Source organism: Streptomyces purpurascens (assembly GCF_045040895.1).
Lineage (GTDB): Bacteria > Actinomycetota > Actinomycetes > Streptomycetales > Streptomycetaceae > Streptomyces > Streptomyces purpurascens.
Genome location: NZ_CP108341.1, coordinates 8,859,957 through 8,874,703, shown reverse-complemented (window position 1 = coordinate 8,874,703; position 14,747 = coordinate 8,859,957). Strand labels below are relative to the sequence as shown.

The following is a 14,747-nucleotide window of genomic DNA, read 5'->3' as shown; positions in this document are numbered from 1 at the left end:
TTACACGCGGGTGACGTGTGTGTTGCGAGAGTCTCAGCCGACGCCCAGGGCAGCGTCAATAGGTTTCGAACAATGTCCGACAGGTCGAACACGTCCGCCCCGCTAGCGGTGGCGCTAGAACATGGTGTTGTCGTTCTTGGAGATGGGCGGGATGACCTGGAGGACGTCCCAGTGTTCGACGATCTTGCCGCCCGCGTCGAAGCGGAAGATGTCGATGCCCGCGTACTCCTCGTCGGGCCAGACCTGGTGGCAGTGCAGGATGACGTGGTCGCCTTCGGCGAAGGCCCGCTGGAATTCGACGCGCTTGCCGGGATACTCGGCGGCCATGCGTTCGAAGTAGTCGATGAACGCCTGCTTGCCGTCGGCGACATGCGGGTTGTGCTGGATGTAGGTGTCGCCGACGAACCGGTCGATGGCCTCGGCCGGGCGGCACTGGTTGAACATCAGGTCGTAGAACGCTTGGGCCGTGGCCTTGTTCTTCTCGGGGTCGCTCATGGTGCCACCGTAGGGTCGAGCGCCGGGTGCGGCGCGGTGAGTACGTCGAGCAGCCGGTCGGCGCCGGCGGGGACGGGCAGGGCCCGGCCGGCGAGGTCGGCGGGGGTTTCGGGACGGTCGGGGTTGACCCGGACGAGGCGTGCGGCGGGGAACCGGCGGGTGAGGTGTTCGCCAGGCCATCGGATCACCCCCGGGGTGTTGAATCCGGCACCGAACTCCAGGATCAGCAGGCGGGTGTCGGCGGGGGCCGAGCCCAGCCACTCCTGGAGGCGGTGGCCCACGGGAAGGTAGGGGGTGTCGACGAACCGGGGGCCGGTACGGACGTTGATCTCGGCCTCGCCTCCGCAGTTCGGGCATCGGGGCAGGGCATCGGGGTCGGTGACGGCGCCCGTGGCCGGGTCGTAGGCGGCGCGGAGCCGTTCGACGAGAGGGCGGCTGTCCCAGGTGGTGGGGGTGCAGGGGGTACCGCACTGGTAGCGGCCGTAGTCGCCCTGCGGGGTGAGATCCGGTCGGGGGCGAAGCCGCCCCGGGCGAAGAGACCGTCCACGTTGGACGTCATCACCCAGTGGTCCTTGCCGTCGACCAGTGCGCGCAGCCGCAGGTACAGGGGTTGGGGGCGGTGGAGAAGCGAATGTCGTCGATATGGACGGCCCAGTAGCCCCACAGCAGGGCCGCGCCCGAACCCGACGCCACCTACCTGCGCTTCCGCGATGCCGTGGAAAAGGACTTCGCGCGCACCCGCCGGGTGGAGGAGTACGCCGAATCGCTCGGCTACTCGGCCCGCACCCTCTCCCGCGCCACTTCCACCACCGCACCGGCCAGACCCCGATCGCATTCCGCGACACGGTCCGCGGGCACCCCGCGAAGTGAAACGCGTCCCGCGGCGCCGGAGGGCCGCCCCCGACGGTCATGGGCCGACAGGAGCGGGCGGGCGTGCACCGTGCCTTGAGTCAGTAAGGAGGAGGCGGACGCTACCGACGTGCGACGCATGCGCACTCCCGCTGCCGCGGCTCGTCGGCCTCAAGCCGTCGGACGGCGAGCTCATCGACCTGCAGCCGCAGCCGCTCCTCGCCGCGTGGCAGCGGGGCGACATCGACGCCGCCTGCGTCTGGCTGCCTACCCACTTTCGTGCGCATGCCATGCACCCGTGACATTCCGGCACGACTGTCCTCACACCACGCTGACCGGATGCCGCACCACCGCGTCGAACAGGTAGCCCTGTGTGTTGGGCACCGCGAAGTCCGGCTGCGTACGGCCGGCGGTGTCCGTGGCGCGGGCCAGCAGGTGGGTGGCGCCGGGTGCGTCGGGCTGCCAGCTGAGGGACCAGCGGGTCCAGGTAGCGGTGCGGGGACGCTCGTGCAGGCGGGCGGGCCGCCAGTTCGCCCCGCCGTCGGTGCTGACGTCGACCCGGGCGACGGCGCCCGCGCCCGACCACGACCGTCCGTGCAGCACGTGCCTCCGCCCCACGGTGAACGTGGCCCCGCTCGCCAGCTCGAAGGCGCTCTTCGTGGCCTGCCGGGTCAGCGGCGCGCTGCCGCCCTCCGGGTGGGAGGGACCGAACAGCCGGTAGAAGGTGGTGTTCCAGGGCGAGTAGAGCGGCTGCGCGGACACCTCGATGTCGCCGACCCACTTGATCGACGAGATGCCCACCCAGGAGGGAACCAGCACCCGCACCGGGTATCCGTGGTCGTACGGAAGCCGCTCACCGTTCATCTCGTACGCGAGCAGCACGTCGTCCAGGGCCTTGGCCAGCGGCAGCGGACGCCGTACCCGGCCCAGGTTCTCGCCGCCGCTGACGTATTCGGCGTCCAGGCCGCGCGGCTGCACGTCCACGGCGGAGGGGGACAGCCCGGCCCGGCGCAGCACATCGGCCAGGCGCACCCCGCGCCAGCGTGCGACGCCGATCGCTCCCAAGGTCCACGGGGTGCCGCTGACCGTCTCGCCCTGCTGAGTCGTGTAGGAGGAGCGGCCGTTCCCCGCGCACTCGACGAAGGCCGTCCGGGTGACGGCCGGCAGCGCTCGCAGATCGTCGTACCCGAACTCCACCGGCCGGTCCTCGCCGGGGGTGCCGCGCAGCCCGCTCCCCCACAGCCGCAGCCGCCAGTCACCGGCCTCCAGGACGGGGGTGGCGGTGTGGTTGCGTACGAAGAACAGCTCGTTGGGGGTGTGGTGGCCGGTTCCGCGCAGCGCCTCCCAGCGGGTCTCGGCGTTGGTGCCGCGCTGGATGAACCACTCGGGCGGCAGGGGCTTGACGATCGGTGCGTCGGCGGCATGGGCGGGCCGCGGGGCGCCGAGTGCGGTCCCCGCGGCGGTGGCGGCGAGCAGGGTGAGCAGCCGGCGGCGGCTGACCCCGTCGGCCCTGGCCTCACCGGCGAGCCACTGGCGCAGCCTTCGGCGGTCGTAGTCGGTTTCGGGGCGGTGACCGGCAGGGGTGGGAGACGGCATGGCGGGTCCTCGTCATGGGGAGCGAAGGAGCACGACAGGGGCTCTACGGCACAACGGGCGTGTGCGGCACGGTCGTTGACGGAGTCGTCAGGGAGCGCGCGATCAGCCGGTCGTCCGACACAGCGCGGCGGCTATGCGGACGAGGTCCACGGCGCGGCGGCGGGTCAGAGGCTCCGACAACGGCATGGCGGGATGCAAGCACGTGGGCCGGAGGGTGTCAACGGAGCATCTCGCCGGCGCGCCACGGGCCACGACGGCCTTGCTCTGACCGCCAGTTGCCCGAGGGGTGTCGACCATGCGCCCATCGGCTGAGACTGCCCGGCCGATCTGGTGCGTTGCCGCCCCCGTGTGGTTACCTGGCCCCATGACCGTGCTCGTGACCCGCCGCCACGTCGATTACGTGCGTGTCACCACCACGGGCTGTTCCGCCGTGAGCTGACGCCTCGCTCCGGCTTCCGACCCGCATTTCCTCCACCGCATCACGCTGACCGCTGTCCTGGACGCACACGGGCGCGGCCGCCTGTCCAGCGGTGTCCTCGCGCTTGCCGTCTTCTCTGCCCTCAGCACAGGGAGTACCGCAGCGCGCCCCAGCCCGTGCCCGCACCCTCCTGACCATCAGCGCCGAATCCAGCAGGAGCACACATGACCGTCCAGGACACCCCCACCGACATCGACGCCTTCGCCGCCGCATGGGAGGCATGGCATCAGCTGAGGGACTCCGCCCTCGCCCATGAGCACGGATTCCTCGCCGTCACCGGCCTGCACTGGCCCACCAGCGACCCCCAGCGCTTCCCCGGCGCACCCGGCACCTGGTCGTCGGGCGACGACGGCGTCACCGTCGTGCTCGAAGACGGGGAGGAACTCGTCATCGACGGCACCGCGGTGCACGGACGGCACACCTTCGGTGTCATCCCGGAACGCGGTGCCGTCACCGCCGGCTGGGGCGATGCGGTGATCGAGATCGCCAAACGCGGCGGCCACGACGTGATCCGGCCACGGCACCCGGAACATCCACTGCGTACCGCGTTCACCGGGACACCCGCGTACGCACCGGACCCGCGGTGGGTGGTCACCGGCACGTACACGCCGTTCCCGGAGCCGCGACCGACCACCGTGGGTGCCGCAGTCGAGGGACTGCAGCACGTCTACGACGCGTCCGGCAGAATCCGCTTCCGGATCGACGGCCGGACGCTGGGCCTGACCGCGTTCAACGGGCACACACCAGGCAGCCTGATGGTGCTGTTCACCGACGCGACCTCCGGCGTGACCACGTACGCGGCCAATCGCGCCCTGCGGATCGACGCACCCGGACCCGACGGCACCGTGGTGCTGGACTTCAACCGTGCCACCAACCTTCCATGCGCCTACACCGACTTCGCGACCTGCCCGCTGCCGCCCGGCGAGAACCGGCTGCCGGTGGCGATCGAGGCCGGTGAGCAAATCCCCCACGAGCGGAAGCCGATCGCGCAGTGAGCTCCTCGCCCCTCCCCCGGATCCGCTCGCTGTCGTTCCTGACGCCGGGCAACTACGCGGATGACGACCCGTACGCGGGTCTCGAGGCCACCCTGCGGCTGTTCGAGTACGGCGAGCGCACGGGGTTCGACGGTGCCTGGGTGCGGCAGCGGCACCTGGAGCACGGAGTGTCCTCGGCGGCGGTGTTCCTCGCCGCCGCGGGCCAGCGCACCGAGCATATCGAGCTGGGCACCGCCGTGATCCCGATCGGGTACGAGAACCCGTTCCGGCTCGCCGAGGACCTCGCGCTCGCCGATGTGCTCTCCCGGCGGCGGCTGCAGGTCGGTTTCAGCACGGGCATGCCGCATGCGGAGCTGATGGCGCAACTGGTCCATGACGGCGACTGGCGAACCTTCGATCTGTCGTACGGCCGTATCGCCCGGGTGCGCGACCATCTGCGCGGAGGCCTCATGGGCAGTGAGGACACCGTCATCCAGACGCCGGGCGGCGCACAGCGGCCACGCCTGCAGCCGTACAGCCCCGGGCTGGTCGACCGCACCTGGTACGGAGCCGGCAGCCTGCGATCGGCACGGTGGGCGGGCGAACAGGGGCTGAGCATGCTCAGTGGGAACATCGTCGCCGGTGAAGGCACCGACGACTTCTCCACCGCGCAGCTGGCACTGATCCACGAGTACCGTCGCCTGCTCGGGCCGGAGCGACCGGGACGGGTGGCGATCGGCCGGGTGATCGTGCCCTTCGACAGCGCGGACACGGCGACCCGGCGGCGCTACCGCGCCTACGCGGCGAGCCGCCACGAGCGGACCCTGAAACCGCAGGGGGCCAAACGCACCCTGTTCGCCCCCGACGTGGTGGGGACGTCGGAGGAGATCCTGGAGGTGTTGAACGCCGACGCCGCACTCACGGAGGTGTCGGAGCTGCGCCTGGAATTGCCGTACGAGTGCGGACTGGGCGACTACGAGCAGATCCTGCACGATGTGCGCCGGCACATCGCTCCCCGGCTGGGATGGCGGCCTGCCCGGGACCACGGTCAGCGCATCGTCGCCCGGTCGCAGGCGGCGGGATGACTCCGTGCTCGTCGTGATCGGGGGTCTGCCCGCCACCGGAAAGACCACGCTGGCCCGCCTGCTGGCGGCGGAGATCGGCGCGGTCCACCTGCGCGTGGACACCATCGAGCAGGCACTGGTCCGGTCCGGCCTGGCCCGGCATCCGGTCGGTCCGGCGGGCTACGTCGTCGGGTACGCGCTGGCCGAGGAGCAACTGCGGCAGGGTCTGAGCGTGATCGCGGAGTCGGTGAACCCGCTGGCGGTGACGAGGGACGCCTGGCGTGGTGCGGCCGCACGGGCGGGTGTGCCGTCCGTCGAGGTGGAGGTCGTCTGCTCCGATCCGGTCGAGCACCGGCGCCGGGTGACGTCGAGGTCGGTCGACATCCCGGACCTGCCGCTGCCCGACTGGCAGCGGAACCTCGAGCGGGAGTACGAGCCGTGGGACCGGGACCGTGTCGTCGTCGACACCGCGGGACAGCGCCCGGAGGCGTCGTCGGCCGTGCTGCTGGGGGCTGTGCTGTCGGCGGCTGCCGGTGAATCCGGGTAGCGGTGCCGTCCACCTCGATGTGGCCTTCCCTACATTTCCCATCGAATTACTAGGGAAACGTTGACGGCTTACCCAGCAGGTGCGCAGGATGATGTACATGCCCCACACGCAGCAACGACTCGTTCGTCGTCGGCATGTCGACTTTGGTCACGTCGTCAGCGCCGCCTGCTGTCACGTGTGAGGCACGCGGCTCACCGACAGCGCGTGCCGCTCCGCTCCTTCTCTCTTCGCCCAGGTGCCCGGGCGCACCCGCTGCGCCTGATGGCCCGACGTACTTCTGAAGGACGACCGCCATGACCACGGCACTTCCGACCCACGCCATCCCGTCGGATTCCCCGCTCCCCGACATACGCCGTCTCCGACTCGTGGGCGACACCGCCCAGGAGGGCGACGAGGGGAGCGGTTCCGCACCCCTCGTCGGCTATCTCGTGCTCGTACCCGAGGGCACCGACCCGGCCCAGCTCTTCGCCAAGGACGTGACACGGCCGGAGATCCGGCCGGTCGCCTACACGGACTCGCCTGCCCCGCACCGGACGGGAGCGGGAGGCGGTGGCGTCCGCGTCGATCCGGCACGCCGTGTCGCCGAGCTGGACGGACGCCAACTCGACCTCACCTACCTGGAGTTCGGGCTGCTGGCCCACCTCGTACAGCATCCCCACCAAGTGCATTCGCGCGAACAGTTGATGGCCGGCGTCTGGGGCTACGACCACATCGGCGACGGCCGCACCGTGGACGTCCACATCGCGCGCCTGCGCCGCAAGCTCGGCGCGGCTCACCGGCACCAGGTCGTCACCGTGCGGCGCGTGGGCTACAAGTACGTGCCCGACCAGCAGGAGCACCCCACCACCGCAACGTGCCGCCGACCCTGAGGAGACCACCACCATGGGCGTTGCCACTGCGCCGGCCGACCCCGCCTCGGCATCCGACCGGACCGGGCCCGGCCGTGCGCACTGGCTGCGGGTGGCCCGTGAGACGGCGGACGATCTGGCCACGGACGCCGTGGCCAGGGAGCAGGCAGGCAAGCCCCCGTTCGACGAGGTGTCCCGGCTGCGCGAGTCGGGACTGCTGACCCTCCTCGTATCGGCCGAGTTCGGGGGCGGCGGCGCGGACTGGCCGACGGCCTACGCCGTCGTCCGGGAAATCGCCGCCGCCGACGGCGCGATCGGGCAACTCCTGAGCTGTCATTACTTCCTGTCGTGGAGCGCCCGGTTCCTCACCGAGCCAGCTCTCGCCGCTCAGGTCGAGCGGTCCGCGGCGGAGCAGTGGTGCTGGGGCGGTGGTCTCGCCCGCCAGGACCTGCCCCTGGCGCTGGCCAGGACAACCGCCGGCTATGTGCTCGACGGTCGGCAGAGTTACGCCACCGGGGTCCTGGTCGCCGACCGCCTCGCCGTGCGGGCCGTACGGCCCGATACCGGCGAGCCGTTCGCCGTCGTGGTCGACCCCGCCCGTCACGGTGTGAGGATCGACGGCGACGCCGACCCGTTCGGACAGCGGCTCGCGGCCGGCGGGAGCGTGGAGTTCGACGGTGTGCTGATCGCCGCCGACGAGGTACTCGGCTCTCTGTCCGCAGACGAGGACGTCCTGTCGCCCCTGACCGCACTGGCCTCGCCGGTCGGGCGGCTCCTTTCCGTCCAGCTCTGTCTCGGCATGGCCGAGGGAGTGCTCGCCGAAGCCCGTGACTACAGCAGGGCGGGCCACTCCCCCTGGCACCCGGACCGGCCCGTCGGCTCGCCGCAGGACCCCCAGGTGCTGACCGCGTACGGGGAAATCACCGTCCTCACCCGCTCCGCCTCCGCACTCACCGACCAGGCACAGGACGCGGTGCAGCGCGGGCTCGTATGCGGCGAGGACATCACCTACGACGAGTACGCGGAGATCTCCGTCCTCGTGGCCATGGCCGAGGCCGCGGCGTCCAAGGCCGCGCAGGAGACCACCGCCCGTGCCCTCGACATCATCGGTGTCCGCTCCGCGTCCGCGCGGCTGGGCTTCGACCGCTTCTGGCGCAATGCCCGGACCCACACCCTGTACGAGCCCGTCACTCACCGGCTCCGGGATGTCGGGGACTATTTCCTCAACGGGGCGCACCCTCCGTTCATCCTGCCCGTCTGACAAACCGGCGTGCCGGCCCAACGGGATTGATCGCGTCGCCGCGCGGCCGGGCGATTGTGAACGCTGTACTTCACTCGCGTGTCGGACAGTTGCGAACATGAGACGTGTACGCAAGCGACATTGACGTGGCTGGTTTTCGCTGCAACTCTCTTGGCTGTGAGCCATTCCGAGAACCTTGCCGCTCGCCTGCACGTCGACTTGCGACGCCAGGCCAGCGCCATCTGTGCCGTCGGTATCTGAGCCCCTGACGGGCACCGCTCTCCCTCGCTCCATTTCACAGTCGGCTGTCACGTCGCACTGATGTCGCCGTAGAACGCCGCAGTCCTCGCAGTTCTCTCTCTGCCGAGGTCATATTCCCGCTGTTTCGCCGCGGTTTCCCGTGCTCTCGGCACGCCACAGGCGACCTTCTCGGCACGTCCGTTTCCCCATTCCCTTGAACAGGATCCTTTCATGGCCACGACGGCATCGACCAGACGTCAATTCCTCTCCCTGCTCGGCCTTTCGGCGGTGGCCGTGAGCTGCGGCACGACCGCCGGAGCCTCGTCCGGCAAGGGCGGGACCAAGACGCTGCGCTATCAGGGCTGGGCGGGACAGGTCACTCTGCCGGAGCTGGCCGAGGACCTCGGCTATCTGGAGGACGTGAAGCTGGACTGGGTCGGCAACACCATCAGCGGGCCGCAGGACATCCAGTCCGCGGCGACCGGCCAGGTCGACTTCGGCGGCGCGTTCAACGGCGCGGTCGTCAAACTGGCCGCGAACAAGGCCCCCATCAAGGCCGTCATCAGCTACTACGGCGCCGACAAGTACGCCTACAACGGCTTCTACGTCCTCAAGGACAGCCCCATCCGCTCGGCCCGCGACCTCATCGGCAAGAAGATCGGGATGAACACCCTCGGAGCCCACTCCGAGGCCATGCTCGACATCTACCTCCAACGGGGCGGCCTGTCCCAGTCGGACATCGGCAAGACGGAGCCCCTGGTCGTCCCGCCGGTCAACACCGAGCAGACCCTGCGCCAGAAGCAGATCGACGTGGCCGTACTCGGCGGCCTCCTGCGGGACAAAGCCCTCGCCACCGGAGGCATCCGCCCGCTGTTCACCGACTACCAGCTGCTCGGCGCCTTCAGCGCCGGCACCTACGTGATGACCGACCGCTTCCTCAAACAGAACCCCGACACCGCCCGCGTCTTCGTCACCGGCGTCGGAAAAGCCATCGAATGGGCCCGTTCCACTCCACGCGAGGAAGTCGTCGCCCGTATGACGGACATCGTGAAGGAGCGTGGCCGCAACGAGGACCCCGCACCCCTCAAGTACTGGCAGTCCTTCGGCGTCGCCGAGAAGGCGGGCCGCATCACCGGCAAAGAGCTCAAGCTGTGGATCGACTGGCTGGCCGAGCGCGGTGACATCAAGAAGGGTCAGGTCACGTTGTCGGACCTCTACACCAACGAGTTCAACGCCAGCGGGAGCTGACCCCTTATGCCGGAATCCACCACACCCAAGATCGAGTTCGAGAACGTGACGAAGGAATTCACCGTAAAGGACCGGAAGGGGGCTCGGCAGACGACCCGGTTCACCGCACTCGATGGAATCGATCTGCAGATAGCGGCCGGTGAATTCGTCGTCCTCGTCGGCCCGAGCGGCTGCGGAAAGTCGACCCTGCTGGATCTGCTCGGCGGCCTCACCCGGCCCTCCGGCGGACGCATCCTGCTGGACGGCACACCCGTCACCGGACCGGGCCTGGACCGCGGCATCGTCTTCCAGCAGTACGCGCTGCTGCCCTGGCGCACCGCGCAGGGCAACGTCGAGTTCGGCCTGGAAGCCACCGGGGTTCCACGACGCCAACGCGCCCAGCGGGCCAGGGAGTTCCTGGACCTCGTCGGCCTCACCGGCTTCGAGGACCGCCATCCGCACGAACTGTCGGGCGGCATGCGCCAGCGCGTGGCGATCGCCCGCAGCCTCGCCTACGACCCCGATGTGCTGCTGATGGACGAGCCGTTCGCCGCGCTGGACGCCCAGACCCGCGAGTCGCTCCAGGACGAGCTGCTGCGCATCTGGCAGCGCACCGGAAAGACCGTCGTCTTCATCACCCACGGCATCGACGAGGCCGTCTATCTCGGACAGCGCGTCGCCGTCATGACATCCAGGCCGGGCCGCATCAAGCAGATCGTGCCGGTCGCCCTCGGCTCCCGTGACGCCACGGACGACCTGCGCTCCAGCCCCGAGTTCGCACGCCACCGCCACGAGATCTGGTCACTGCTGCACGACGAGGTCGCCAGGGCCCAGCAATTGGAGAAGGAGGCGGCTGCCGTATGAGCCCCGCAACCGGAACGGTCACCGACAAGAGCACCACGTCCGGCTCCATCGAGCTCGCCCCGGTCCCCTCCCCCGAGGTGTCGCCGCATGCGCGCCGGGTCCCCGTCACGACGGCCCGGGCCCGCCGGGTGGTCCGCCGGCTGCCGGATCTGCTGGTGAGCGGAGCGACCAGGTCCGCGGCGATCGTGGCCCTGCTCCTGCTCTGGGAGACCGCGCCGCGCCTCGGGCTGGTCGACCGGACGTTCCTGCCGCCGTTCAGCGAGGTCGCCCGCGCCTGGTGGGAACTGGCCGCCGACGGCCAGCTCGCCGACAACGCCCGTGCCAGTCTGGTGCGTTCGTTCAGCGGATTCGGCCTCGCCGTGCTCGTCGCCGTGCCCCTCGGCCTGCTGATCGGCTGGTACCGGCCGGTGGCCGACCTCCTCGGCCCGCTGCTGGAGGTCTTCCGCAACACCGCGGCTCTGGCCCTGCTGCCCGTCTTCGTGCTCCTGCTCGGCATCGGCGAGACCTCGAAGATCTCCATCGTGCTCTACGCCTGCACCTGGCCCATCCTGCTCAACACCATCAGCGCGGTCCGGGGCGTCGACCCGACGCTGCTGAAGCTGGCGAAGTCGATGGACCTGTCCGCGCCCAGGCTGTTCCAGAAGGTCATCCTGCCCTCCGCGGTACCGGTCGTCTTCACCGGCATCCGACTGGCCGGAGCAGTCTCCATCCTCGTACTCGTCGCCGCCGAGATGATCGGCGCCAAGGCGGGCCTCGGCTACCTGATCAACGCCTCGCAGTACAACTTCGCGATCCCGCAGATGTACGCCGGCATCGTCACCATCTCCGCCATCGGAGTGGCCTTCAACCAACTCCTGGTCGCAGTGGAACGACGGCTCAGCACCTGGCGCCTCCCGGCCGACGGCTGACCTCGCCCCGCCACCTGTGTCTCACCGCCCCGATCCGAGGAACCCCATGACCGCGACCAGCCCGCGACGCCTGCACCTCAACGCCTTCCTGATGAACGCCGGCCACCACGACGCCGCCTGGCGCCACCCCCGTACCCAGCCCGAACGGGTCACCGATCTGCGCTACTTCCAGCAGCTCGCACGGACCGCCGAGCGCGGCCTGTTCGACTCCGTCTTCCTCGCCGACGGCCTCGCCCTGTGGGGGAAGGTCAGACACAACGTCCTGGGCGGCTTCGAACCGCTCACCCTGCTGTCGGCCCTGGCGGCGGTCACCGAACACGTCGGCCTGATCGCCACCGTCTCCACCACCTTCAACGAGCCCTTCCACACCGCCCGCAAGTTCGCCTCCCTGGACCACATCAGCGGAGGCCGGGCCGGCTGGAACATCGTCACCTCCGGCACCGTGAACGAGGCCCGCAACTTCGGGCAGGACGAGCACCTGGAGCACGCGCTGCGCTACGAGCGGGCCCGGGAGTTCGTCGACGTGGCCACCAAGTTGTGGGACAGCTGGGAGGACGACGCGATCCTGCTCGACCGGGAGCGCGGCGTCTACGCCGACACCGCCAAGGTGCGGGAGATCAACCACCGCGGGGAGTACTTCGGGGTACAGGGCCCGCTGAACGTCCCCCGCACACCTCAGGGTTACCCGCTGCTGGTGCAGGCAGGCTCGTCGGAGGACGGCAAGGAGTTCGCCGCCCGGTACGCCGAGGCCGTCTTCACCGCCCAGCAGACCCTCGCCGACGGCCAGGCCTTCTACAAGGACCTCAAGACACGGCTCGTCCGCCATGGCCGCACCGAGGACCAGCTGCTGGTGCTTCCGGGCATCGCCCCGGTCATCGGCTCGACGGAGGCCGAAGCCCGCGCGCTGGAACAGGAGCTGACGGAGCTACAGGTACCCGAGTACGGGCTCGCCCAGCTGTCCGCGATGCTCGGCACCGATCTGACCGGGCTGCCGCTGGACGGGCCGCTGCCCGAGCTGCCCGAGGAGCGGGACATCAACGGCAACAAGAGCCGTTTCACGCTCGTCGCCGAACTGGCCCGCCGCGACGGCCTCACCCTGCGCGAGCTCATCGCCCGCCTCGGTGCCGGCCGTGGCCACCGGGTGTTCGCCGGCACCCCGGAGCAGGTGGCCGACCAGCTCGAGGAGTGGTTCACCCAGGGCGCCGCGGACGGATTCAACATCATGCCGCCCCATCTGCCGGGAGGCCTGGAGGACTTCGTCGACCACGTCGTACCGATCCTGCAGCGGCGCGGCCTGTTCCGCACCGAGTACACCGGCCGCACCCTGCGCGAGCACTACGGCCTGCCCCGCCCCGCCAACCGGCTGGCCGCAGCGACCGCAGGAGAAGGGCGGCCGGTATGACCGGACTGGAACTCACCACCGACGTCCTGGTGATCGGCGGCGGCCCGGCAGCCACCTGGGCCGCGCTCAAAGCGGCTCAGGACGGAGCGGATGTCGTCCTCGCCGACAAGGGCTACTGCGGCACCAGCGGCGCCACCGCCTCCGCCGGAACCGGTGTCTGGTACGTCCCCCCGGAGCCGGCGGCGCGGGAGGCGGCCATGGCGAGCAGAGAGGCCCTGGGTGGATTTCTGGCCGACCGGCGCTGGATGACCCGGGTGCTGGACCAGACGTACGCGGGCGTGAACGAGCTGGCGGCGGCCGGACGCTACCCGTTCCCCACAGGGCCGGACGGAAAGCAGCTCAGGAACGGCCTGCAGGGACCGGAGTACATGCGCAGGATGCGGATCCGCGTCCAGCGCGCCGGGGCACGCGTCCTCGACCACAGCCCGGTCACCGAGCTGCTCACCGATCCCTCCGGAGCGGTCGCCGGGGCCAGGGGGCACCGGCGCCAGGCCGGGGAGCCGTACCGGGTGCGCGCCGGGGCGGTCGTCCTGGCCACCGGCGGCTGCGCGTTCCTCAGCGGTGCGCTCGGCTGCAACGTCAACACCGGCGACGGAGCGCTGTTCGCCGCCGAGGTGGGCGCGGAGCTGTCCGGAATGGAGTTCTCCAACGCCTACGGCATCGCGCCCGAGGGGACCTCCGTCACCAAGACCGCGTTCTACTCCTTCGCGACCTTCTACCACGCGGACGGTACGGTCCTGGAGGGCGCGGCCAGCCAGGGCGGCCGGTCCGTGATCGCGAAGGCACTGCTCAGCGAGAAGGTGTACTGCCGCCTGGACCGGGCGGACGCCGCGGCCCAGAAGGCGATGCGGCTGGCCCAGCCCAACTTCTTCCTCCCGTTCGACCGGCTCGGTATCGACCCGTTCACCCAGCTGTTCGCCGTCACGCTCCTCGCCGAGGGCACCGTGCGCGGCACCGGCGGGATCCGCATCACCGGCGACGACTGCTCCACCACCGTGCCCGGACTGTACGCGGCCGGCGACGCGGCGACCCGCGAGCTGATCTGCGGCGGCTTCACCGGCGGTGGCAGCCACAACGCCGCCTGGGCCATCGCCTCCGGCACCTGGGCAGGCCGGGGCGCGACCCGCCATGCCCGCACGCTCGGAGTCCGCGCCGGTACGAGGCGCCTGGTGGCGGCGGGCGGGGCGGGGCTCCGCCCCACCGGTACCCCGGGCCCGGCCGACGGCTTCCGCGCGATCGTCACCGCGGTCCAGCGCGAGGTGCTCCCGTACGAGAAGAACTATCTGCGCCACGGCGACCGGCTCACCGCCTCGATGAAGGTGCTCGACAGCGTGTGGGAGGAGTCGCGCACCGCCCTGCACGCCGGGAGCGGGGACACCGTACGGGCCAGGCAGGCCGCGGCGATGGCGGCGCATGCCCGCTGGATGTACGCCTCGGCCCTGGCCCGCACGGAAACCCGCGGCATGGCCAAACGGCTCGACCACCCGGCACAGGACCCCGAGCAGCACCACCGCATCGTCACGGGAGGCCTCGACCGGGTGTGGACCCGCACCGAGCCCCTGTCGGCCGCACCGACGGCACCGCTGGAGGTGGCCTCGTGATCGAACTGGTCTCGGCGGAGCGCTGCATCACCTGCGACAAGTGCATCAAGGTCTGCCCGACCAACGTCTTCGACCGCGGTCAGGACGGCATCCCGGTGCTCGCCCGCCGCGACGACTGCCAGACCTGCTTCCAGTGCGAGGCGAACTGCCCGGCCGACGCGCTGTACGTCGCACCCCTGACCAGCCCGCTGTCCGACGACTCCACCGCGCGGGACGAGGAGAACCTGGACCGCGCCGGCCTGCTCGGCAGCTACCGCCGGCACATCGGCTGGGGGCAAGGCCGCACGCCCGGTGCGCTCCGGGCCGTCGGCCCTTCCCTCGGCCCGCCGGGATCCAAGGGAACCTCCCCGCCGATCACGTCCTGATGCCCTCCGACGACTCACCTCTCCACCGTTCGCACCCCGAAAGGAAGAC

General features: G+C 70.6%; 14 protein-coding genes and 1 pseudogene. 12 read left to right on the top strand and 3 right to left on the bottom strand.

Annotated elements, in window-relative coordinates; translation table 11 throughout:
* Positions 1 to 114: 114 nt before the first annotated feature.
* Together OHU35_RS40265 and OHU35_RS40260 are read right to left on the bottom strand one after the other, a co-directional pair.
* Positions 115 to 495 carry a nuclear transport factor 2 family protein gene (locus OHU35_RS40265; protein ID WP_359892307.1) on the bottom strand — a complete coding sequence of 127 codons (381 nt, stop codon included), beginning with the start codon at positions 493 to 495 and terminating at the stop codon, positions 115 to 117.
* Positions 492 to 776, bottom strand: a complete 285-nt coding sequence (locus OHU35_RS40260) for a hypothetical protein (RefSeq protein ID WP_405508934.1) — start codon at positions 774 to 776, stop codon at positions 492 to 494. Before OHU35_RS40260 ends, OHU35_RS40265 begins: the two co-directional genes overlap by 4 nt.
* Before the next feature lie 735 nt (positions 777 to 1,511).
* Between OHU35_RS40260 and OHU35_RS40255 the strand changes: the two are divergent.
* Positions 1,512 to 1,616 (top strand): annotated as a pseudogene (locus OHU35_RS40255) (ABC transporter substrate-binding protein); the annotation flags it as partial.
* Between the two features lie 49 nt (positions 1,617 to 1,665).
* Here the strand turns inward: OHU35_RS40255 and OHU35_RS40250 are convergent.
* Positions 1,666 to 2,940, bottom strand: coding sequence for a sulfite oxidase (locus OHU35_RS40250; RefSeq protein WP_359892312.1), 1,275 nt, complete (start codon positions 2,938 to 2,940; stop codon positions 1,666 to 1,668).
* A 642-nt stretch (positions 2,941 to 3,582) separates the two neighbouring features.
* Here OHU35_RS40250 and OHU35_RS40245 point away from each other — a divergent pair.
* The 11 genes from OHU35_RS40245 (at position 3,583) to OHU35_RS40195 (ending at position 14,698) form a co-directional block, all read left to right on the top strand.
* A complete protein-coding gene (locus OHU35_RS40245) occupies positions 3,583 to 4,413 on the top strand; it encodes a DUF1684 domain-containing protein (protein WP_405508933.1) in 831 nt (276 codons plus the stop codon).
* Positions 4,410 to 5,477: an LLM class flavin-dependent oxidoreductase gene (locus tag OHU35_RS40240; RefSeq protein WP_405508931.1), complete on the top strand. Its 1,068-nt coding sequence runs from the start codon at positions 4,410 to 4,412 to the stop codon at positions 5,475 to 5,477. The genes OHU35_RS40245 and OHU35_RS40240 overlap by 4 nt, the downstream gene beginning before the upstream one ends.
* Positions 5,478 to 5,481: 4 nt before the next feature.
* Positions 5,482 to 6,003, top strand: coding sequence for an AAA family ATPase (locus tag OHU35_RS40235; protein WP_359892319.1), 522 nt, complete (start codon positions 5,482 to 5,484; stop codon positions 6,001 to 6,003).
* 293 nt (positions 6,004 to 6,296) lie between these two features.
* Positions 6,297 to 6,872: a winged helix-turn-helix domain-containing protein gene (locus tag OHU35_RS40230; protein ID WP_405508929.1), complete on the top strand. Its 576-nt coding sequence runs from the start codon at positions 6,297 to 6,299 to the stop codon at positions 6,870 to 6,872.
* Positions 6,873 to 6,885: 13 nt separating this feature from the next.
* Positions 6,886 to 8,112: an acyl-CoA dehydrogenase family protein gene (locus tag OHU35_RS40225; protein ID WP_189727484.1), complete on the top strand. Its 1,227-nt coding sequence runs from the start codon at positions 6,886 to 6,888 to the stop codon at positions 8,110 to 8,112.
* A gap of 450 nt (positions 8,113 to 8,562) precedes the next feature.
* Positions 8,563 to 9,579: an ABC transporter substrate-binding protein gene (locus tag OHU35_RS40220; protein WP_405508928.1), complete on the top strand. Its 1,017-nt coding sequence runs from the start codon at positions 8,563 to 8,565 to the stop codon at positions 9,577 to 9,579.
* Positions 9,580 to 9,585: 6 nt separating this feature from the next.
* Positions 9,586 to 10,422, top strand: a complete 837-nt coding sequence (locus OHU35_RS40215; protein WP_189727486.1) for an ABC transporter ATP-binding protein — start codon at positions 9,586 to 9,588, stop codon at positions 10,420 to 10,422.
* A complete protein-coding gene (locus OHU35_RS40210; protein WP_405508925.1) occupies positions 10,419 to 11,330 on the top strand; it encodes an ABC transporter permease in 912 nt (303 codons plus the stop codon). The genes OHU35_RS40215 and OHU35_RS40210 overlap by 4 nt, the downstream gene beginning before the upstream one ends.
* A gap of 46 nt (positions 11,331 to 11,376) precedes the next feature.
* Positions 11,377 to 12,732: an LLM class flavin-dependent oxidoreductase gene (locus OHU35_RS40205; protein WP_189727488.1), complete on the top strand. Its 1,356-nt coding sequence runs from the start codon at positions 11,377 to 11,379 to the stop codon at positions 12,730 to 12,732.
* Positions 12,729 to 14,333, top strand: a complete 1,605-nt coding sequence (locus tag OHU35_RS40200; protein WP_359892331.1) for an FAD-binding protein — start codon at positions 12,729 to 12,731, stop codon at positions 14,331 to 14,333. Before OHU35_RS40205 ends, OHU35_RS40200 begins: the two co-directional genes overlap by 4 nt.
* Positions 14,330 to 14,698: a ferredoxin family protein gene (locus OHU35_RS40195; protein WP_189727490.1), complete on the top strand. Its 369-nt coding sequence runs from the start codon at positions 14,330 to 14,332 to the stop codon at positions 14,696 to 14,698. Before OHU35_RS40200 ends, OHU35_RS40195 begins: the two co-directional genes overlap by 4 nt.
* The last annotated feature ends 49 nt before the right edge of the window (positions 14,699 to 14,747 follow it).

Bases quoted from the DNA above. Each gene is read 5' to 3' on its own strand.
- OHU35_RS40265 (WP_359892307.1), bottom strand. From the start codon at position 495: ATGAGCGACCCCGAGAAGAACAAGGCCACGGCCCAAGCGTTCTACGAC.
- OHU35_RS40250 (WP_359892312.1), bottom strand. From the start codon at position 2,940: ATGCCGTCTCCCACCCCTGCCGGTCACCGCCCCGAAACCGACTACGAC.
- OHU35_RS40245 (WP_405508933.1), top strand. From the start codon at position 3,583: ATGACCGTCCAGGACACCCCCACCGACATCGACGCCTTCGCCGCCGCA.
- OHU35_RS40230 (WP_405508929.1), top strand. From the start codon at position 6,297: ATGACCACGGCACTTCCGACCCACGCCATCCCGTCGGATTCCCCGCTC.
- OHU35_RS40225 (WP_189727484.1), top strand. From the start codon at position 6,886: ATGGGCGTTGCCACTGCGCCGGCCGACCCCGCCTCGGCATCCGACCGG.
- OHU35_RS40220 (WP_405508928.1), top strand. From the start codon at position 8,563: ATGGCCACGACGGCATCGACCAGACGTCAATTCCTCTCCCTGCTCGGC.
- OHU35_RS40215 (WP_189727486.1), top strand. From the start codon at position 9,586: ATGCCGGAATCCACCACACCCAAGATCGAGTTCGAGAACGTGACGAAG.
- OHU35_RS40210 (WP_405508925.1), top strand. From the start codon at position 10,419: ATGAGCCCCGCAACCGGAACGGTCACCGACAAGAGCACCACGTCCGGC.
- OHU35_RS40205 (WP_189727488.1), top strand. From the start codon at position 11,377: ATGACCGCGACCAGCCCGCGACGCCTGCACCTCAACGCCTTCCTGATG.
- OHU35_RS40200 (WP_359892331.1), top strand. From the start codon at position 12,729: ATGACCGGACTGGAACTCACCACCGACGTCCTGGTGATCGGCGGCGGC.